The organism is Chryseobacterium sp. BGA-UO-ETr-SB22, from assembly GCF_059567885.1.
Window position 1 is genome coordinate 2896472 of the sequence record NZ_JCAQOV010000005.1, and the last position, 22039, is coordinate 2918510.

17 protein-coding genes are annotated in these 22039 nt (G+C 35.5%); 7 read left to right on the forward strand and 10 right to left on the reverse strand.

The features are described from left to right. Nucleotides 1-94: 94 nt before the first annotated feature. Together AC57AW_RS20460 and AC57AW_RS20465 are read left to right on the forward strand one after the other, a co-directional pair. The gene (locus AC57AW_RS20460; protein WP_496353367.1) at nt 95-2896 is read left to right on the forward strand and encodes a GH92 family glycosyl hydrolase; all 2802 of its coding nucleotides are present in this window, start codon (nt 95-97) and stop codon (nt 2894-2896) included. 10 nt (nt 2897-2906) lie between these two features. Further along, a complete protein-coding gene (locus AC57AW_RS20465; protein ID WP_496353368.1) occupies nt 2907-3671 on the forward strand; it encodes a hypothetical protein in 765 nt (254 codons plus the stop codon). Between the two features lie 67 nt (nt 3672-3738). Here the strand turns inward: AC57AW_RS20465 and AC57AW_RS20470 are convergent, their stop codons facing one another. Together AC57AW_RS20470 and AC57AW_RS20475 are read right to left on the reverse strand one after the other, a co-directional pair. Further along, a complete protein-coding gene (locus tag AC57AW_RS20470) occupies nt 3739-4461 on the reverse strand; it encodes a phytanoyl-CoA dioxygenase family protein (RefSeq protein ID WP_496353369.1) in 723 nt (240 codons plus the stop codon). Between the two features lie 6 nt (nt 4462-4467). Beyond that, nucleotides 4468-5718, reverse strand: a complete 1251-nt coding sequence (locus tag AC57AW_RS20475; RefSeq protein ID WP_496353370.1) for a dicarboxylate/amino acid:cation symporter — start codon at nt 5716-5718, stop codon at nt 4468-4470. 220 nt (nt 5719-5938) lie between these two features. On the opposite strand from AC57AW_RS20475, the gene AC57AW_RS20480 reads away from it, so the two are divergent. The 4 genes from AC57AW_RS20480 (at nt 5939) to AC57AW_RS20495 (ending at nt 11708) form a co-directional block, all read left to right on the forward strand. Then, nucleotides 5939-6430 (forward strand): BON domain-containing protein, encoded by a 492-nt coding sequence (locus tag AC57AW_RS20480; protein WP_318846843.1) that lies wholly within the window; start codon nt 5939-5941, stop codon nt 6428-6430. Between the two features lie 6 nt (nt 6431-6436). Next, nucleotides 6437-6856 (forward strand): SH3 domain-containing protein, encoded by a 420-nt coding sequence (locus tag AC57AW_RS20485; RefSeq protein ID WP_047387028.1) that lies wholly within the window; start codon nt 6437-6439, stop codon nt 6854-6856. Nucleotides 6857-6952: 96 nt separating this feature from the next. Next, a complete protein-coding gene (locus AC57AW_RS20490) occupies nt 6953-9718 on the forward strand; it encodes an outer membrane beta-barrel protein (protein WP_496353371.1) in 2766 nt (921 codons plus the stop codon). 130 nt (nt 9719-9848) lie between these two features. Continuing rightward, a complete protein-coding gene (locus AC57AW_RS20495; RefSeq protein WP_496353372.1) occupies nt 9849-11708 on the forward strand; it encodes a CocE/NonD family hydrolase in 1860 nt (619 codons plus the stop codon). 223 nt (nt 11709-11931) lie between these two features. Here the strand turns inward: AC57AW_RS20495 and AC57AW_RS20500 are convergent, their stop codons facing one another. The 3 genes from AC57AW_RS20500 to speB all read right to left on the reverse strand — a co-directional run bounded on the left by AC57AW_RS20500 (nt 11932) and on the right by speB (nt 14690). Further along, complete coding sequence (locus AC57AW_RS20500; RefSeq protein ID WP_318847166.1) at nt 11932-12540, reverse strand: alpha-ketoglutarate-dependent dioxygenase AlkB family protein; 609 nt, start codon at nt 12538-12540, stop codon at nt 11932-11934. A gap of 380 nt (nt 12541-12920) precedes the next feature. After that, nucleotides 12921-13763 (reverse strand): bifunctional helix-turn-helix domain-containing protein/methylated-DNA--[protein]-cysteine S-methyltransferase, encoded by an 843-nt coding sequence (locus AC57AW_RS20505; protein ID WP_496353373.1) that lies wholly within the window; start codon nt 13761-13763, stop codon nt 12921-12923. A 69-nt stretch (nt 13764-13832) separates the two neighbouring features. Further along, a complete protein-coding gene (speB, locus tag AC57AW_RS20510; RefSeq protein ID WP_496353374.1) occupies nt 13833-14690 on the reverse strand; it encodes an agmatinase in 858 nt (285 codons plus the stop codon). Between the two features lie 186 nt (nt 14691-14876). Here speB and AC57AW_RS20515 point away from each other — a divergent pair, with 186 nt between their 5' ends. Continuing rightward, on the forward strand, nt 14877-15536 hold the full coding sequence (locus tag AC57AW_RS20515; protein ID WP_496353375.1) for an HAD family hydrolase: 660 nt from the start codon (nt 14877-14879) through the stop codon (nt 15534-15536). Between the two features lie 111 nt (nt 15537-15647). Here the strand turns inward: AC57AW_RS20515 and AC57AW_RS20520 are convergent, their stop codons facing one another. The 5 genes from AC57AW_RS20520 to AC57AW_RS20540 all read right to left on the reverse strand — a co-directional run bounded on the left by AC57AW_RS20520 (nt 15648) and on the right by AC57AW_RS20540 (nt 21955). Further along, nucleotides 15648-17042 (reverse strand): type III PLP-dependent enzyme domain-containing protein, encoded by a 1395-nt coding sequence (locus tag AC57AW_RS20520; protein WP_047378719.1) that lies wholly within the window; start codon nt 17040-17042, stop codon nt 15648-15650. 122 nt (nt 17043-17164) lie between these two features. Continuing rightward, nucleotides 17165-18040 carry a tyrosine-protein phosphatase gene (locus tag AC57AW_RS20525; RefSeq protein WP_496353376.1) on the reverse strand — a complete coding sequence of 292 codons (876 nt, stop codon included), beginning with the start codon at nt 18038-18040 and terminating at the stop codon, nt 17165-17167. Nucleotides 18041-18132: 92 nt separating this feature from the next. Next, nucleotides 18133-18780 (reverse strand): thiamine diphosphokinase, encoded by a 648-nt coding sequence (locus AC57AW_RS20530; RefSeq protein WP_496353377.1) that lies wholly within the window; start codon nt 18778-18780, stop codon nt 18133-18135. Then, complete coding sequence (locus tag AC57AW_RS20535; protein ID WP_318846835.1) at nt 18770-19339, reverse strand: cob(I)yrinic acid a,c-diamide adenosyltransferase; 570 nt, start codon at nt 19337-19339, stop codon at nt 18770-18772. Before AC57AW_RS20535 ends, AC57AW_RS20530 begins: the two co-directional genes overlap by 11 nt. Before the next feature lie 195 nt (nt 19340-19534). Beyond that, nucleotides 19535-21955, reverse strand: coding sequence for a TonB-dependent receptor plug domain-containing protein (locus tag AC57AW_RS20540; protein ID WP_496353378.1), 2421 nt, complete (start codon nt 21953-21955; stop codon nt 19535-19537). Nucleotides 21956-22039 lie beyond the last annotated feature (84 nt).

Here is a 22039-nt window from a genome sequence, read left to right on the forward strand (position 1 = left end):
GAATTATATCGTTTTCTATAAGACAACCTGCCCCTCTGTTTTATTACCTCTGTTATACTGTTTTTCAATATCTTCGCCTTTATAAAATCAGAACATGAAAAAAAGGCTTATAGCATTTTCTTTATTTATTACTCAGGTCATTTCTGCACAGAATTACTCCCAATATGTGAATCCTTTTATAGGAACCGGAGGCCATGGCCATACTTTTCCGGGAGCAATTGTTCCATTCGGGATGGTACAGCTTTCTCCAGATACGAGAATTGATGGAAGCTGGGACGGATGCAGCGGATATCATTATTCGGATTCCGTGATCTACGGTTTTTCTCATACCCACCTGAACGGAACAGGAGTTTCAGATTATGGAGACATTATGCTGATGCCGACAATGGGAAAACCGAGCCTGAACAGTAAAGAGTATTCTTCAAAGTTTTCGCATAAAAATGAAAAAGCGGCTGCCGGATATTACGCGGTAAAATTAGATAAACATAATATTGGAGTACGTCTGACAACGACAAAAAGAGTTGGTTACCATGAATATACCTTCAATACTGCAGGTGATGCCAATATTATTCTAGACCTCAACCACAGAGATAAACTTCTGGAAGGAGAAGTAAAGATCATTGATGATAAAACCATTGAGGTTTTCAGAAGAAGTGAAGCCTGGGCCACCAACCAATACATCTACGCCAGAATTGAGTTTTCAAAGCCAATGAAAATTTCAAAAAAAGAGGGTAACGGAAAACAGGAAAACAATCTTTTTACAGGAACAAAGCTTGCCCTGGCATTTTCAACCCAAGTTAAAAAAGGAGAAAAAATCAATATAAAAGTGTCCATTTCTCCTACAGGGTATGAAGGGGCAGGAAAAAACATGCTGGCAGAAGGTCAGTCCAAAGATTTTGAAGCTGTAAGAAAACAGGCAGAAGCCAATTGGGATCAGGAACTTTCAAAAGTTGAAGTAAAATCTGATGATAAAAATAAATTAGCCGTTTTTTATACCGCTTTGTATCATGTTTTCACCCAACCAAACATCAATATGGATGTTGACGGAAGATACAGAGGCAGGGATAATAAACTCTACACGGCAAATGGTTTTGATTATTACACCGTCTTTTCACTTTGGGACACCTTCAGAGGAGCTCATCCGTTAATGACTTTAATCGACAGAAAAAGAACTACAGATTTTATCAACACCTTTATCAAACAATATGAACAGGGTGGAAAACTTCCGGTATGGGAACTGGCTTCCAATGAAACAGAATGTATGATTGGCTATCACTCCGTTTCTGTAATTGCAGATGCAATGGCTAAAGGAATTCAGGGGTTTGATTACGAAAAGGCTTTTCAGGCAGCTAAAGGTTCAGCAATGCAGGATATTTTCGGGTTGAATGCTTATAAACAGAATAATTATATCAGTATTGATGATGAACATGAAAGTGTTTCCAAAACGGTAGAATATGCGTATGACGACTGGTGTATTGCCCAAATGGCAAAAATTTTAGGCAAAAAAGAAGATTACCAATATTTCATGAAGCGTTCTCAAAACTGGAAAAACCTTTATAATCCTAAAACAGGGTTTATACAGCCAAGAAAGAATGGAAACTGGTATGAACCATTTGATCCGAGAGAAGTCAACAACAATTATACGGAAGGAAATTCATGGCATTATTCCTATTCTGTACAGCAGGATATTCCGGGACTTATTGCTGCGCATGGTGGAAAAGAAAAATTTGAACAGTTTATTGATGCCATCTTTACTGCTCCAGATACAACAACAGGAAGAGAGCAGGTAGATATCACAGGATTGATGGGACAATATGCTCAGGGAAATGAGCCAAGCCACCACATTGCTTACCTGTACAATTTTGTTGACAAACCTGAAAAAACAGATGCCAAAATAAAATATATCCTTGATAATTTCTATAAAAACACACCTGACGGATTGATCGGCAATGAAGACTGCGGTCAGATGAGTGCATGGTATATTCTAAGTTCCATGGGAATTTATTCTGTGACTCCAGGATTACCGGAATGGGAAACGACAACACCTTATTTTGATGAAATCAAGCTTCATCTGGAAGATGGCACAACAAAAACCATTACTAAAAACACCGGCAGAGCAGAACTTAAAAAATTTGGTTTCGAAAATGTAAAACCTGTTAAGGACTTTAAATATACTGAACAAACAGCTTCACCTGTGATTGCAGCCGACCGAATCTTTGATTTTTCTACCAAAGTTGAGATCACTCCCTTGAATCCAAATGACAAGGTATATTATATGACCATGGATGAAAGTGACAGCAATAAAAGAAAGACTTTCTCTGTTTATAAAGGACCATTCTCTATCACAAAAACTACCCAGGTAATGGCTTACGCTGAAAGAAGTGGAGAAAAAAGTTCTGTAACCACAGCCAATTTCAACAGAAGACCTAATTATTGGGATATTAATATCCTGTCTAAAGTTACTCCACAGTACAGTGCTACCGGAAAGCTGGCTCTTATCGACGGAATTAGAGGCGATGTCAACTGGAGAAAGGGTGAATGGCATGGCTATCAGGGACAGAATTTTGAAGCAATCATTGATTTTAAATCTCCTCAGCACATCAAATCACTATCTTCCACTTATCTTCAGGACAGCAGAGCATGGATTCTGATGCCTAAAAAAGTGGAATACTACGCTTCCATGAACGGGAAAGATTTTATTCTTCTGAAAACCATTGACAATGACCTTGATCCTAAGGATGAAAAGGTACAGATCAAAGATTTTTCCACAGAGATTCTTCCTACTGAAGCCCGATACATCAAAGTAAAAGCATATTACTTTGGAAAACTTCCAGAATGGCACCAGGGAGCAGGAGGAGATGCTTACATCTTTATTGATGAGATTTCTGCTAAATAAAACTACAGATATGAAAAAATTATCATTGGTGCTCTTTTTACTTTTAAGTATCATAAACGTTTCAGCCTGCAAATGTGTATTTGAAACATTACCACAAAATTATTTAAATGCAAGCATTGTAGGCATAATTAAAATTGTAAGAGTCTATGATGAAGATTCTCAACAGCGAAACTATAAAGCTGATGTTGAATTCGAAAAAGTTTATAAAGGAACAACATTCAAAACGATGAATGTGAGAGGTCTGATTGGAAATTCGTATTCCGGAGCATGCGAAATTGATGTACAGCCTAATGAAAGATATCTGATTTTTCTAAAATCCGATAGCACCTATTCTATTTCATCCTGTACTCCAAAAACAAAACTGGGAATTAAACCAACAAAAACTGAAAATTCATGGCTTAAAAATCTGGGTAAAGCCTTTACCTACTTAGATAATAATAAATTCAGGTTTATGGGCTTACAGTTTACTAGCTGCTATGATGAAACCCAAACTGAATATGGATCTGATTTATCAAAAATCAGTAGATTCAAACCTAAGCAACCTTTTGCCATCTATAAAGTAAAAATAGATGATAGGTCAAAAATTCAGGAAATTACTCCTGTTACCACTTTTGGAAGTAAGGATGATACAATCGAAAAGATACTCAAAACAAATATGATAGTTTCCACACCCACATCTTTCTGGAATACCAATCCAAAAGAAGCTCTGCTATTCCTCTCTTATAATAAGGAGAATATAAATGACCCATACGGTGAAGTCATATCTTGTGACTAAAAACTAAAATAATACCTTCTTCCCGCTTCCAACAAAAAATGCCCTTCGAAAATTCGAAGGGCGTTTTTTAATTCATTCTTTCTGACCATTGCAGGACTTCCGGAAGTTCCATATCAGAAAACTCGATGTGGATCACTCTCCTTTTCTTCCCGTTGGTTGTTCGGTTTGAACCATGAAGTGTCAAAGGTTTCATCATCATAATTCCGCCTTTTTCAACGTTGCAGATTTCTTCTGTTTCAATCGTCCAGTCGATGGTTTCCGGTCTGTAAATGCCTTTTGCGTGAGACTTTGGAACTACTTTCAAAGCTCCGTTATTTTCATCGGTATCATCCAGATGAATTCTGATGGTATAGATATTTTCTAAAACGTTTAGTGGTGGCTGCACGGCAAACTGATTCTTTTTGGTTGTCCATGGACCGAAATCAGGCAGCTCCAGTTTTTTATCCACAGAAATAGTCAGATCCTGATGATAGGCTACATACCAATTGGAAGTTTCAGGCTTATCAAAATAAATGCTTTTTACCACAAAATAGTGTTCTCCGAAGATTTCTTTAACTACTTTCTGAATGTTTTCATTAAAAACAAGGTCTTTGATTTCAGGGACTTCTTTTAGAAACTGTCTAATTGCAAACAGATCTTCAGATTTTCTGAAATTCTCTTTTGAGGTATCTATATGCTGCAGAACGTGATTTATTTCTTCAAGTTCTTTCTGTGAAAACACATTATTGATAACAGCAAAGCCATATTCAAGAATATGGCTTTTATTGTTTTGTAAGTTATTTAAACTCATTGATATTTAAATTTCGTCTAATGGCTCAGTCAACTGTCCTTCCCATTTGGAAACTGCTGAAGTTGCCAATGTATTTCCTAATACATTCGTCATACTTCTACCCATATCACAGAAATGGTCAATTGGTAAAATCAAAGCGATTCCTTCCGGCGGAATACCAAACATAGAACATGTTGCCACGATAATTACCAGAGAAGCTCTCGGAACACCGGCAATTCCTTTTGAAGTAAGCATTAATACCAATAGCATTGTAATCTGCTGTCCAAGGCTCATTTCGATTCCGTAAATCTGTGCTATAAAGATGGAAGCGAATGTCATATACATCATACTTCCATCCAGGTTGAATGAATATCCTAAAGGTAAAATAAAGGACACTACTCTGCTGTTACACCCGAATTTCTCCAATTCTTCCACCAATTTCGGGAATACAGCTTCTGAACTTGTAGTAGAGAAAGCGATCAGTAACGGCTCTTTAATTCTTCTTAACAGATCAAAAAGACGGTTTCCTAAGATAAAATAACCTACCAGTAAGAGTACCAGCCAAAGCACTGCTATAGCAAAGAAGAAGTCTCTCAGATAAATAGCATATACTTTAAAGATTTCAAAACCATTGGTAGCCACTACTGCTGCAATAGCTCCCAATACTCCCAGTGGAGCAAACCACATAATATATCCTACCATTTTAAGAATAGCATGAGCAATGATATCAAAAAGCTTCACTACAGGCTTAGAATACTCTTCTCCTAAATTCGCCAGTGCAACTCCAAACATCACAGCAAATATCACGATCTGCAATACTTCATTGGTAGCAAAGGCTTCAAATAAACTTTTAGGAATCATATGCTTTACAAAGTCTTCCATAGAAAAACTTTTACTGCTTTTAAGAAGTTCATCAGCAGAAGCTACGTCCTGAATAGGTAATTTTGTAACATGTCCCGGTTCCAGCCAGTTAACGAGGATTAACCCGATAAAAAGGGAAATCAGAGAAGCTGAAATAAACCAAAGCATTGCTTTTGTTCCTACTCTTCCGATCATTTTAATATCACTCATTTTGGCAATACCCACCACCAAGGTCGTAAAAACCAAAGGAGCAATAATCATTTGTACTAATCTGATAAAAACCGTTCCCAACAGTTTTATGTTCTTAGCAAAAGGTTCTGCATTTTCAGGATATTTTACGTGTACAATACCTCCGATTCCTACTCCTACAAGAAGGGCAATGATAATTGCTATAAAAAGTTTATTCTGTCCTTTCATATATATAGTTCAATTTGCGCAAATATAATGGTTTTTCAATTGGCAGGAGATTTTCTTCAAACGGGATTAATTTTACATTAAGTTTTTAATCCCTGAAAATTAAAAGCCTGATTTAGAAAATATTGTAAAAAAATTAAGAAACATTTATTGAATTTTTATTCTTTTGGTACAAATTTTATTATTACATTTGATTGTATAACAACATTAATAAATATACAATATGAAAAAAACTATTGCAATGGCTGCATTAGCTGTAGCTGTATCTTTCGGTGCAATTTCTTGTAAAAAGAAAGTTTCTGATGCCGACCTTCAGACTCAGGCTACAACGGTAGTAACTTCTAATCCCAATGCTTCTGTTGAAGTAAAAGAAGGTGTAGCTCACTTAAGCGGTACTTTCGCAGATCAGCAGTCTAAAGACGCTATGATTGCAAAATTAAAAGCGATCACTGGAGTAAAAGACGTAATGGATATGTCTACTGTAGCTGCTGCTATTACTCCTGCAGCACCAGTTGAAACTGCTTCTGCTGTAGATCCTGCAGTTCAGAAAAAAGTTCAGGATGCGGTGAAGGATTTCCCTTCTGTAAAAGTAGAAGTTGTAAACGGACAGCTTACTCTTACAGGAAATGTTTCCGGCCTACAGGCTAGAAAAATCAAAGAATCTGTAGATGCTTTGAAAATCGGAAAGTATAACAACAACCTAATCGTAAAATAATTTAAAATGAGCGAATTACAAGATAAATATTCAAGCGTAGTTTCAGCAGCACAGTCTGCAGGGATCTCAAATCTTCAGGTTCAGGAGCAGGACGGAATTCTTTATGTTTCCGGAAATGCTTCCAACACTGCGGCTAAAGATGCTGTATGGAATGCTTTAGGAGCTATTGATTCTACTTATTCTGCTTCAGATATCAATATTGATGTACAGGTTGCAGGTCTTACTTCTGGAGCTTCTTTAACAGTGGCAACGGAAGATTCTAACCTGAATATCAGACAGGAACCTTCTACTGAAGCTGCCGTTGTAGGGAAAGCTGCTAAAGGTTCTTCTGTAACGCTGATTGAACAAACTTCTGATGACTGGTGGAAAGTGAAAACAGCTGACGGCCAGGAAGGATATGCTTATTCAAGATATTTAAGAGCATAATTTTTATTAAAAAATAATAAATTTTCACAAATAAAGCATAGAAACATCCCAATTTTGGGATGTTTTTATATTTTTACGGCTCTGAAAAAAAAACTAATGAAGAAAACTTTGGTGCTATTGGCTTTGATGTTCACAGCCTTTATTCTGCATGCACAAAAATTACACATCGATGGAAAAATATCAGATTCTGAAAAGAAAGCGATAGAAAATGCCACCGTTTACCTTTTGAAAGAAAAAGATTCATCCATTATCAATTACACAGCCACCAATAAAGAAGGAAAATTTTCTCTGAAGATTGATGATGTAAAAGAACCTTCCATTTTGAAAATTGATGCTGATAAATTATCGTCTTATTCGAAAAAATTTGAAAAAATAGATCAGCCCTTATCTTTAGGAGATATCCAGCTTGAGAAACAAAGTATTGTCAACAATATTGATGAGGTAAAAATCACGGCATCGCCGGTAAAAATTAAAAAAGACACCATTGAATTCAGCGCAGCGGCAATAAAAGTAAGACCTGACAGTAAAATAGAGGAACTTCTGAAGCAAATTCCCGGTGTAGAAATCAGTAATGATGGAAAAATTACAGTCAACGGAAAGGAAGTGGATCAAATTATGATCAACGGAAAGCCTTTCTTTGATAAAGATGGTAAAATTGCCCTTCAAAACTTACCGGCAGATATCATCAAGAATATTCAGTTTACAACCACCAAAACAAAGGAGGAAGAATTGAGTGGGAAAGCTGCCCAATCTCAAAATACCACCATCAATTTTAATATTGATGAAAAGAAAAATAAAGGATTGCTGACAAGGCTTACGGTCGGCTACGGATCGGATAAACGGTATGAAGCAAGCGGGCTGGCCAGTTATTTTAAAGGCGATACCAAAGTAAGTATTCTTGCTTCTTCCAATAATATCAACTCACAAGGGTTTTCCAGGGATGAGGTTTTTGACAGTATGGGGAATGGCCGGAATGCATGGATGATGCAGGGTGGATCAGTATCAACGGTAGGAAATGTGACGTATTATAACCAGGGAGGCGGTACAAGAGGAATTCAGCGTTCTACAACCATTGGATTGAATTACAGTGATAAAATGGGGAAAAATGCTGATCTGGATTCTTTCAGTCTGATGCATTCGGATTCTAATACAGAGTCGAGATCCAAAGTTTCCAGATCTACCCTTCTACCCAATTATACGCTTCAGACCAATTCTGAAAGTAACGGAGAAAATGAATCTAAGCAGTACAGCTTTGATACTTCGGTCAAAATCAAACTAGATTCTATGACAAGTGTTTATTTTTCCCCGAGATTTACTAAAAACAGCAGTTTTAGTTTCAATAATTCACAATCATCTACTTTGAAGAATGGCAGTCTTCTGAATGAAAGCAACTCCTATTCAAGTAATGATTCGGAAAACAATTCATTTAATCCTTACATCTATTTTTCCAGAAAATTCAAGAAAAAGGGACGTGTACTTTCAGCCAATATGAACAGTTCTATTTCTGAGTCTAAAAGGGATAATCTAAGCCAATCCCAGAATACATTTTATGATGAAAATGGGATAACAAAAGATAATCGTGATCAATTAGCCAAAAATAAAAATCAGAACAGCTCATTCAATTTCAGTGCAGGATATTCAGAACCCATTTCCGATTCGTCCAGTGTAAATTTTAAAATAAAATATGAAGCGAGATCAGCGAGGGATTTAAGGAATGTAAACGATTTTGATAACGCTACTGGAGATTACACTAAATTCAACCAGCTTTTATCAAATAATATGAAACAGAGAATCAATCAGATCTCTCCTGAATTGAGCTATCAGATCAATAAAAATAAACTAAACTTCTGGGCTTCGGTGAACCTCGACATTTCAGATATGAAAGTAAACTCTATCTACAATGGACAACAATATGACCTGCAGAAAAATTTCGTATTGCCTGAATATAATCTCAACCTTTACTATCAGCTTGGAGAAGGTAAAACCTTAAGTATCTATAATTACTCTAACTTCAACATTCCGACTGCAGAACAGCTGACTCCTTATAAAGATGAATCCAATCCTTTGATTACCTATCAAGGAAATCCCAATTTGAAAAATACCTGGATCAACAATCTTTACCTGTATTTCAATAATTATAATAAAGTAAAAAACCTCAGCTACTATTTCAATATTGGTTTTACTTACAGAAATAACGACATCATTAATTTTTCTACCTATGATAATGCAGGAAAACAAGTGGTGACTTATAACAACGTAAGCGGAAATAAAAGCATTAATGCCGGCGGGGGCTTCAGTAAAAACCTGAAATGGAAAAATAACAAACTGACCATTAACCCGACATTCAACATGAATTACAATTACAATAATGGTTTTGTTGACGGACAATCTTTTACCAGCAGCTCATACAATCTAAATCCTGGTCTTAATCTTGTGTATGAGATCAAAGATAAAATGACCATAAAACCTTCTTACCGACTTGGATACAGCTTCTCAAATTATACCAATTATAATTTAAAAAGTGTGAATACAGCCAACCAGTCATTAAAACTGGAACTGACCAATTATATGCTGAAGGGCGGATTTGTGTTTGGAAACGACTTTGAATATAATACCAATTCCAATATTGCTCCAGGGTTTAAAAAAGATTTCTATTTCTGGAATACCAGTCTGGGCTATTCATTCTACAAAAAACAGTTTACAGCAAAAGTGAAGATTTATGATGTTTTAAATCAAAATCAAAGCGTAAGAAGAACAATCACAGATTCTTATTTTGAAGACCGTGAAGATCTGATCCTGAAACGATACATCATGTTCTCTATCAGCATGAAACTGAACAAGTTTGCAGGTAAAAAACTGTAAAGAAAGCAACACCATACTTTTATATATATATTTTTAATAATGGCCGGATATTTCCGGCTATTTTTATGAATACAGAGAAGATTGATCAATAACAGTGTTTTTATTTTTAAATTAGCAGTAAATTTTTTTTATGAAGATCCATATTTCAGTATTATGTATTCTTTTTTTCATTCTTGGAAAAGCTCAGAAGACGGAACAGAAAGATACTTTCGTTAAAGACAATTTCACCAAGAAAGAATTTTATATTCCGATGCGTGATGGAGTGAAGCTTTTCACAGCTGTATATATCCCGAAAGATATATCAAACAAAAACAAATATCCGTTTCTGATGCAGAGAACATGCTACAGCATCGCCCCATACGGAGAAAATGAATATAAAACAAAGGTAGGTCCCAATACTTATCTTATGAAAGACAAGTATATTTTTGTGTATCAGGATGTACGCGGAAGATATATGAGTGAGGGTACTTTTACCAATATGACTCCACAGGTAGAACGTAAAACCAAAAAAGATGTTGATGAAAGTACAGATACGTATGATACCATCGAATGGCTTTTGAAAAATGTAAAGGACAATAATGGTAAAGCTGGTCAGTTCGGAACATCTTATCCGGGATTTTATACTGCTGTAGGAACATTGTCACAACACCCTGCATTAGTAGCTTCTTCGCCTCAGGCACCTATCTCAGATTTCTGGAATGATGACTTCCTTCACAACGGAAGGTTTATGTTAGGCTATTTCAGAACATTCCCTGTTTTTGGAGTTCAGAAAACACAACCTGAAAAACAGGCCTGGTATATGGATTCTTTCATCAAACAGACTTCTGAAGACGGATTAAAATTCTACAGAGACATGGGTACCCTGAAAGAGGGGTATGAAAAATATTATAAGAATAATTTCTTCATGACAGAAATAATGAATCATACCAATTATGATGAATTCTGGCAAAAAAGAGGCCTTCTTCCTCATTTGAAGAACATCAATCACGCTGTAATGACTGTTGGGGGATGGTTTGATGCAGAAGATCTTTCCGGTCCTCTGAATATTTATAAGACAATTGAAAAAACAAGTCCTAAGGCTAAAAACACGATAGTAATGGGACCTTTCTCTCACGGTGGATGGTCTCAGGAGCAAGGGAAACATTTCCACAGTGAAACCTATTTTGGAGACAGTATTGCAACCTACTACCAGAAAAATATTGAAACAAAATTCTTCAACCACTATTTAAAAGGAAATACAAAAGAAGATGCCGGACTTCCTGAAGCACTGATGTATGACACCGGAGCTAAAGAATGGAAGGAATTTACTTCTTACCCTCCTAAAAATGCTCAGAAAGTTAATTTTTACTTAGCGGACAAGACCTTAAAGAAAACTTCCGGACAAGGATATTCTGAATATTATAGTGATCCTAATAATCCTGTTTTAAGTTCAGATCACTTAAAAGATTTCAATGGCTTTACTCCAAAAAATTATATGTCGGAAGACCAGAGATTTGCAGTCGGAAGACCTGATGTATTGACTTTCACAACAGATGTTCTGACGGAAGATATGGCATTTGCCGGAGAGATCATGGCGAAACTGAATATTGCATCTTCTTCTACAGATGCGGATTTTGCGGTAAAACTAATTGACGTTTACCCTGAAGATTTCAAACCTGCAGAAAAGAAAGATGGCGTTATCTATGGTAACTATCATCAGATGGTAAGAAGTGAAATAATGCCTGCCAGATTCAGAAATACCAAAGAAAAAGGAGAAGCTTTGGTTCCTAATCAGAAAACAGCTGTTAATTTCAGACTTCAGGATGTAGTTCACACCTTCAAAAAAGGACATAAAATCCAGATTCAGATCAGCAGTACATGGTTTCCGCTTTTTGCCATCAATCCGCAGAAGTTTATGGATAATCCCAATTTTGCAACCAAAGAAGATTACACCAAAGCGTTTATTAAAGTATATGATGACAGCTCTATTGAAGCTGAAGTTTTAAAATAAATTGGAAAAGCTGTTCAAACGAACAGCTTTTTTATTTTTCAGGTTTTGGCTAAAGCCGGATGAATTTATTGTTTTTGTTTAGTGGGCTAAAGCCCATTCCTATTGATAGAAATGATTAGCTTAATTTTCGATTATCAAAAATTAAAGTCTGCGTAATCGATCTAATCTGTATTGAGATTCCTACGGAATGACAAACGTTGTGGGTAACGTCTCTCTAAAAAAATTATTCTTCAATGGTTCTGAAAGTAAGGTTTACTCTGGGAGTTTTCACTTTTGTAGTGGGTGGAAGCCTGTGAAGCCAATGGTCCTGAGTAGTTCCTTTCATAACTAATAAACTTCCGTTTTCAAGAAATATTTCTACTTTTTCTTTGGTGGTTTTATGTTTAAATAAGAATTTTCTTTCTGCTCCAAAGGTCAGAGAAGCAATGGCACCATGTTTCTTCAGATCCGTTTCACCATCACTGTGATAGGCCATTCCTTCACTTCCATCGTGATATAAATTGAGCAGACATGAATTGTAGGTTTCTCCTGAAACCTCTTCACATTTTTTCTTTAATTCCAGTAATTCGGGAGTCCAGAATTTGGCATATTTTGTTCGTTTAGAATACGTATATTCAAAAGGCTTTTCGCCGAACCAAGCCACTTTACGTTTCGTTAAAATCAGTTTTCCAAAGATCATTGCTTCATCATTTTCCCAGGGAATCTGGTTCAGCAAATAGGTATAAAAAGAATCAGAAAGTTCTTTAGAAAAAACCTTTCCGTAATAATGAACAGTTCCGTCATTCGGAAGTATATTGATTGGATAGTCTGATATTTCTTCGAAGAGACTCATCATAGTTTTTTAATTTAAATGCTTTTATTTTGTAAAAGGTAAGATGTAAAATGTATTTATGATCTTAATATTTAAACACAAATTACACCAATATTTTCACAAATGACACAGTAACTTTTGTATCAATAGAAACGGACTTTAATCCGTTAAATAAAAAATGATTTAATCTATTGGCTTTAGCCAAAACTTAAGGCTCAATATTTTTCAACCGCAAAAGTCACAAAAGTTCTAATACATTTAAGTAACAAGATTCATGCATAAAAGTATACTAAAGTCTTCGAAAATCTTTGATTTTCTTTTTGTGAACTTTATAACAGATAATTTTTAATCTTATTATCCATCTCTCAAAATCCTTTTGTGACTTTTGTGGTAAAAATACGTTACGAATACATCTGTGAACCTTCCCAGCCAACAATCATCTGTTTTCTATCACTTCCCCAACGGTATCCTCCAAGATGTCCGGTAGACTGAATCACACGGTGACATGGGATAAGAAATGCAACAGGATTACTTCCAATAGCTGTTCCTACCGCTCTGAATGCTTTAGGATTTCCTATTTTTTCAGCCAGACTGCCGTAAGTAGACAGTTTACCCATTGGAATTGTCAACAGACTTTCCCAGACTTTAAGCTGAAAATCGGTTCCTTTTAAATGTAATTTTATATTATTGAGTTTTGTCCAGTCTTTATCGAATATGGACAGTGCATTCTTTTGAAGAACGTCTTGATGTTCTGTAAAAGAAGCATTGGGGAACTTTTGTTTCAGTTCCCCAAATGCTGTTTCTTTATTGTCTTCAAAAGCCATATAGCAGATTCCTTTTTCTGTAGAAGCTACTATTATATTTCCGAAAGGACTTTCAGAAAAGCTGTAATGAATACTAAGGCTTTTTCCGCCATTTTTATATTCTGCCGGAGACATTCCTTCTACCTTCACAAACAGGTCATGAAGCCTGCTGGTACTGGAGAATCCTGTCTCGTAAGCGGTATCAAACAAACTTGCTTTTTCTTCCTTCAACAAGCTTTTAGCATGTTCAAGACTAATGAACTGCAAAAACTTTTTCGGACTTGTTCCTGCCCAATCTGTAAAGATCTTCTGAAAATGGGCGGGACTTAAGTGAATATTCTCTGCCACTTCCTCCAAACTTGGCTGAAGCCTGAAATTGCTCTGGATATATTCTATCGCCTTCGCAATTCTGTTATAATCTATCTGACTTTGTGTGGACATTGTATTGTTATTTTACCTCACAAATTTCCAAAGAATATATGGCAGAAAAAATCCGATTCTTGTGGAATATTAGTTGTTGTTATAAATATCGTTATAAGCTAGCATTTTATAATATAACTTAGCCGCAAGGAAAGCGGTTGGCTTAGCCATTGGAGAATCCATTAATTCTACAATATCAAATGCTACTACGTTACATTTTTCGAATACTTTTCTTAATAATTCCAGTGTTGGATACCATTGTAACCCACCTGGCTCAGGAGTTCCTGTAGAAGGAGCAATAGAAGGATCAAAAGCATCAAGATCTATTGTAATATATACGTTTCCTGAAACTTTCTCCAATACATCATTCACCCAGTTTTCGTTGTTTGCAATCTCGTGAGCAAAGAATACTCTTCCTTCGGGTAAATATTGAGCTTCTTCCACATCCATAGAACGGATTCCCACCTGTACAAGATTATGTTTCTCGTTAGCTTCAAACACAGCACAAGCATGGTTAGAAGTAGAACCGTGAAATTCAGGACGTAAGTCTGTATGAGCATCCAACTGAAGAACGGTAAGGTTTTCAAATTTCTCTCCTACTGCACGGATAGAACCGATAGACACAGAGTGTTCACCTCCAAATAAAGTAAATACTTTCTCTTCATGGTTCAAAAGTTCTTTGGTTTTCTGGTAAACAGCTTCTGTCATAGCCTCCGGACTGGAGTTTTCAGAAATTTCTCCTGCCAGATATACTCCCTGAAGATAAGGTTCTGTTTGGGTTTCAATATCATAAAGCTCCATGTTTTCAGAAGCATCTAAGAATAATTCAGGGCCTTTATCAGCTCCTTTTCCCCATGTTGAAGTTCCATCGTAAGGAACAGTTACCAACATTACTTTCGAATTCTCTAGCGTTGCGTTTTCCTCGGGAATTCCTGCGTATGTTTTCATATATAATTATTAATTAAAAAATTAAATGATTGAAAGATTAAATGATTTCACAAAGATACAAAATAGTACCTGAGTTATAAATAATGAACGGTTTGTTATGAATTTTTAACCTTCCTTTCTGTTTTTTAAATTTTTAAATCTTTCAATGTTTAAATTTTAAAGTTATTTTTGCACAAAACTTTTAATATGTCTTTAAAAGCTGTTCTTTTCGATATGGATGGAGTGATTGTAGATACAGAGCCATTGCATAGAAAAGCTTATTTCAAAACGTTTGATGAATTGGAAATTGCGGTTTCCGAAGAGCTGTACACCTCTTTTACCGGAGCTTCTACCAAAAGAGTTTCTGAAACTCTGATCAATCAATTTAATTTAAACGAAACTTATGAATCCATTGCAGGAATCAAAAGGTCTCATTTCAAAGATTATTTTTATAATGATGATGAATTTGATTTAATTCCCGGGGTAAGAAAACTGATTGAACATTATCATGAAAATGGAATAAAACTTATTCTGGCTTCTTCAGCTACCATGGTAACCATCAATATGGTTTTTGAAAAATTCGGGTTGAAAAAATATTTCAGCGGAAAAATCAGCGGTGCCGATTTAAAAGAATCAAAACCTCATCCTGAAGTCTTTTTACTGGCTGCAGAAATGGCAGGTGAATCTGTTGAAAACTGTATGGTAATTGAAGATTCTACCAACGGAATTCTCGCTGCACATCGGGCTAAAATTTTCTGTGCGGCCTACAGAAGTCCTCATTCAAAAAATCAGGATTATACATTGGCAGACACCGTAGTTTCTGATTATGAAGAATTGGAACTGGATAAAATTTCAAAATATTTCTAAATAAAAAGCTCTCAGAATCTGAGAGCTTTATTTTTATAAGTTTTGGCTAAGGCCAATTGACTTTTCTATTGATTGTAAATGGGCTAAAGCCCATCCCTATTGATCATAAAATTATTTATACCCAAGAATTTTCAGGATATCTTCCGGTTCCTGTTTTTCACGGAAAATTTCATATTGCAACTCACCGTTTTCATCCTTTTGAATCAGGACGTGTCTCGGCTGAGGCATCAGACAGTGGTGTACTCCACCATATCCTCCGATCGTTTCCTGATACGCTCCTGTATGGAAGAATCCTATATACAATGGCTTAGTATCACTGAAAACCGGTAAATAAATTGCGTTGGTATGCTGTTCAGAGTTATAATAATCATCTGAATCACAGGTCAATCCTCCTAAGAATACCCTTTCATAAGAATCTTCCCAACGGTTTAGCGGAAGCATGATAAAGTGTCTTGAAATCGCCCAAGTATCAGGAAGTGTGGTCATGAAAGAAGAGTCGATCATATTCCATTTTTCTCTGTCATTCTGACGTTTCTGAGAAATGATCTTATAAAGATTCGCGCCGCTTTCCCCTACCGTAAAGCTTCCAAATTCCGTATAAATATTCGGTTCTTCTACTCCTTCTTCTTCACAGAATTTCTTGATCTGAGAAACAATCTCTTCTACCATATACTGATAGTCATAATCAAAGTTCAAAGAAGTTTTGATTGGGAATCCTCCTCCGATATTCAATGAATTCACTTCAGGAGCGATTTTCTTCAAACGTGCGTAGACACGAAGACATTTATACAATTCATTCCAGTAGTAAGAAGTATCCTTGATCCCTGTATTGATGAAGAAGTGAAGCATTTTCAATCTTGCATTCGGATGTTCAGCAATCTTCTGACTGTAATAAGGAATAATATCTTTATATCCGATTCCTAATCTTGAGGTATAGAACTCGAACTTCGGTTCTTCTTCTGATGCGATTCTGATTCCGATATTAAAAGTAGAATCAATGCTTTCCGTAAGTTTGTCCAATTCTCTGTAATTATCCAGAATTGGGGTGATGTTTTCAAAACCGTTGTTGATCATATCTGAAATATTTGTCAGATAATCATCAGTTTTAAAACCATTACAGATTACTTCAATGTTTTTATCTACCTTCCCTTTTTCGTAAAGAGATTTCACAATATCCATATCATAAGCAGAAGATGTTTCTATCGAAATATCATTCTTTAAAGCTTCTTCCAATACAAAATTGAAATGACTGGATTTTGTGCAATAGCAATAGGTATAATTCTTTTTATATCCGGTTTTTTCAAAAGCTTCTTTGAACCAGCTTTTGGCCTTCTGAATATTTTGAGAAATTCTCGGCAGATAGCTAATCTTTAGCGGAGTGCCAAATTGTTCAACTACATCCATCAATGGAACGTCGTGGAACAACAAATTGTTCTCAGATACATTAAATTCCTCTGTAGGAAAATATAATGTCTGATCAATAAGTTCCGAGTACTTTATTTTCATTTCTAAACAAGTGAATTAAGAAATGCAAAATTGCTAAAAAAGTTTGATTTTTGGGTGTTAAAATTATTATAATTTTAAATTAAGACCTAATATCATATCCTGCAAAAATTTATCTCTGATAATCAATAGGTAAACTTTTGAATATACGCTGTTCTTTTCGCATCTGAAATCCCTAATACCTGCTGAATATAGGCATCTGTAGAGCCATACTTTTTATTGATCTCTTCAAAAGCAGCATCAAGGTATCTTTTTTCCACCCAACTCAGTTTTTCAAGCACCTTTAAATCCATCTTTGGATAGATAAAATGTAAGCGATTGGCAAGACGAAGTCTTTTCTGAATAATATCTTTTCTGTAGTTATTGGATAGCAGATATTCATTATAAATGGTTTCTTTATCAAACTTCAAAATCGTTAAGATGAGCGCGGTGGTAATCCCTGTTCTATCTTTTCCCGCAGTACAGTGATACAAAACCGGATCTTTAGATTCCAGAATCTCTGTAATGATTTTCTTGATGGTTTCAGGATTTTCCGTAACATATTCACGATAGAAATCGATCATTCTTTTGTCTGCATCAGAAGCATTCACTTTACCTTTAAGGACAAGTTTTTTCGCCTGAGCAAGCTGATCACCTTCATCTTCAAATGCTGAATATTTTTTATAAATAGTTTCTGCCGGAAGCTGATCCGGACTTTGAGATATTTCTTTCGAATTTCTAAGATCAATAACTTCTTTTATGCCCAGTTTTTCCATATCATCAAAAGATTTCTTTTTCAGCTTATGAAGATGGGCACTTCTATAGAATCTTCCTTCTTTTAAAGTTCTTCCTTCTGCATTTTTAATATTTCCAACCGTTCGGAAATTATTCACTTTTTTAATATGAATTACTTTTTCAGTTTCATTTTTACCATATTCAGGTGTTTCAAAATGTTGTGTTTTGCATGAGAAAATACAGCATAATGAAATGGTGAAAACTGATATTTTAATTAATCTATTCAATTGTTTTTAATAAGTTTTGGCTAAAGCCAGTGGATTCGTATTTTTATCAAATGGGCTAAAGCCCATTTCTATTGATATATAATCAGATCCTTTTAATAGATTGCCGGATATTCTATTTCATTGATTCCTACAAATAATAAAACATCACCTGATTTATATTCTATGGAAATCTCATCTTCAACAGCAAAATTTCGGGTTCCTATTCTTGAGGTAATACTTAGAGTTTCATTCGTCAATGGCCAGTTGAGTCCTTGAATGGTTATATTATTCACCGATGGAAATGGATAGAGAGAAATCATTCTATTTTTCGTTCCTTCCAATTTAAAATGATTGGGAATAAAATAATATTCTGAAAATTCATCAAAAAATTTAATATTCATCCGATCTTTAAATGTATAAGCAACGGTGAGATTTCCAAGAAAATGATCCTGTTCGCCCCCACTTCCTCCAAAAACATCAATTTCCGAAAAGCCTCTTTCCAGAATAATTTCCAAAGCTTTGTGAAAATCTGTTTTTTCCTGATCCAATGTAAGGATAAATTTTCCTTGATACATATCTTCGTCTGATCCGGAATGCGAATCAAAATCACCAGATATAAAATCCAGCTTACCCAAGGGAAAGCTCAGTCTTTTTAGATAATGAAAAGCACCGTCTGTACAGGCAATCAAACCATAGTCTTCCAGATTTGGTAACGAATTTGGAGCATCTCCGTTGATGAAAAGTAATGCTTTATCTTTCATTCGGGTTCCAGTATTCTTCCGGTTCGTTGTTCAGTTTTGAAATATATCTTGCCAACACAAAAAGATAATCTGAAAGTCTGTTTAAATATTTAATCAATTCAGGACGTACTTCTTCTGATTCATTCAAAAATACCAATGAACGCTCTGCTCTTCTGCAGATGGTTCTTGCAGCGTGTAAAAAAGTGGCAGATTTCCCTCCCCCTGGAAGGATAAAGTATTGAAGCGGTTCAAGTTTGTCTTCAAAAGCATCCATCCACTGTTCCAGTTCTTCAATTTCTGTCTCTGAAATAATGATCGGCAGACGTGATTTTCCGTTGGCCAGCATCAGTTTATCTACAGGTGTAGCAGCCTCAGAACCTACAGTAAACAAGTCAAACTGTATTTTCTTCAATTGTCTCAACACTTCTTCATCTTCAATATGGCTTTTTGCAATCCCGATGAATGAATTCAGCTCGTCTATATTTCCATAACTGTCTACTCTTGCGCTGGCTTTGGAAACCCTTGTTCCGCCATATAATGCCGTCTGACCTTTATCTCCTGTTTTCGTATAAATTTTCATACTACTAAAATACCTTTTTTTGTATAAAGTACAATGTAAAAAGTAGTAATAACCGCCTATTCTGCCTGAAAAATAATTAGCTGACATTAGGAGTTAATGTCAGCTACTATTTGTATATCTGGGTTCTATATCTTTTGAGATTGCTTATTCTTTGTTAAACATGACCAAGCAAATGTCTATTCATTTATTTATAGATTAAAAAGTATAATTAACATTTAGCTGAAAAATTGTTCCGCTAAATCCAAACTGGTTCACCTCCCAAGGATATTTGAATCTTCCTCCAAGATCTGTTACTACATCTCCTTTACTATCTATTACATCCGGATAAATATTAAATAAATTATTCACAACTCCAGAAATTTTAAGGTCATTGGTGATTTTATATGTTAAAACAATGTCTGTAATTACCTTACCAGAAAATGTCTGATCTTTAGCAGGATCAGTTGCGTGCTGCCAAGTAACAGAACCAAAATAAGTATTATTAAGGTTAAAGTTAAACTTTGAAATATCATACGAAAGACTAAGAATAGTTTTTGTTTTTGGTCTTGCAGAGGTAATTCTGGATTGTTCTTTTCTATCAAAAAAGTTTTCTGAGTAACCATTTTCAGCCAAAATATTCGGAACGGCGATATTATCTACTATTTTAGTTTCATTATAATTGAAAGCAGCAATAACTCCCAATCTTCCTTTGCCAATAGCGGAAGTATAATAATTTGCGACGAAATCTACCCCTTGAGTAACTGTATTGACAGCATTCGTGAAAAACTTCAGGGAAGTTATTTTATTATTATCTAATATTACTTCCACAGGGTTTGTTATATCCGGACTCCCCGGAGCACCGGTTTTGTAACCAATATCTCCTGAGAAAAGTACCCGGTCTTTAATTTTTATTCTATAATAATCTGCTGTAATAGTAAGGTTTTTAAAAGGTTTTACAGCAAATCCTCCAGTAATGTTAAAAGCTTTTTCAGCATTTAATTTTGGTACACCAAGATCAGATCTTACAATTTGAGAGTCATTATTAAAAGTACCCTGATTAGCTACAGTATTCCCTGTAATTTTGGTTTGAACATTGGAATAATAAATCTGATGTAATGAAGGTGCTCTAAATCCTGTAGAAACAGACCCACGGAAAACTAATTTATCATCTAACAACTTATATCTTGCAGTTCCTTTCCAGGAAACATTATTTCCAAAATCACTAAAGTTTTCATATCTCACAGTTCCTCCCAGTAATAAGTTTTTCGTAACATCCCATTCAGCATTTATATAAGCTCCGATATTCTGACGATTTTTATTGACTTCATTCTGAGGCTGCAGTCCTGGAAATGATTCTGCACCACTTCCTATATAAGATGCTTCCTCTCCCGCTTTCGCCTGATAGTTTTCATTGCGCACTTCTGCTCCAGCTCCTAAAACAAGCGCACCAAAATCCCGGCTGATATCTATGTTTCCTATAATATTACTGAACTGATGGCCACCTGCTTTAAAACGGGTTGGCGAATTGCTGCCCAAAGATGTATTAATGGTGTTTCCTACTACATAATCTACTGCATTAGAGCCAAAGGTTGCACTCCCATCAAAACTCCATTTACCAAACATGCCTTTCCATCCGGAGGTTAAATTATAATCATAAACATCTGTTTTAAATTCCGGTTGAAAGCCATTATAAGGTTGTCCTTTTGGAGTTAATAAACCAAAATCTGAAGCTACCCAATAAGGTGTTCTATACAAACCATAGCTAGTTCCATTTCTGTAAGTTGTCCCACCAAAAGCATAAAATTTGCCCGTTTCACCTGTTGGCAATTCAAAATTTACAAACATATTAGCAACTCTTGTCTCCGGCAGCCCTATAATCATTCCTAAACCAGGATTCGCTTGCGTCCAAGCATTATCCACACCAAAAAGTCCGTCTTTTGTAACAGACCCCGCACGGTTAGTTCTATTTTGGGAAGAATATCCCAATGTAAGATTCAAACTTCCATTTTTTGCAACTTTGATTCCTGTATTAAAATCTGCTCCGATATTAAAGCCGTCTCCTTCCGAAGTAATACCTGAAAAAAGGTTGACTGTACTTTTTCCAACGCTGTTTTTAAGAATAATATTGATCACTCCTGCAATAGCATCAGAACCATATTGTGCAGATGCACCATCTCTCAATACCTCTACATTCTGTAAGGCGGCAGATGGAATACTTTTCAGATCCGTCCCTACCTCACCTTTTCCAGGTGTATCATTTACATAAATTAAAGCACTTTGATTTTTTCTTTTACCATTAACCAAAACCAATGTTCTGGATGGGCCTAATCCTCTTAAATCTGCCGGATCAAAGTGAGCCGTTGCATCAGAAACAGTTTGTTGTGATGAATTAAAAGAGGGTACAGCATAAGTTAAAGCTTTATCAAAAGTAATTTGCCCTGTAGATTTTAGCTGTACTGCCGAAATATTATCAATAGGAATTGCTGAAGTAATGATGGTTCTGGGCTTAGTTCTACCCGTTGTAACCACAACTTCATCTATTTTATTTTGTTTTATGCTGTCCTGAGCATATCCCATTGCACCAGCTCCGCTTAATACCAGTGCACAAATTTTCTTATTAAATAATTCCTTTTTCATATCAATTGACAATTATTCAATAAATCTAGTAAAAATATCACTATTAAATATAAAAATAAATCATATGATATGAATAATACTCCA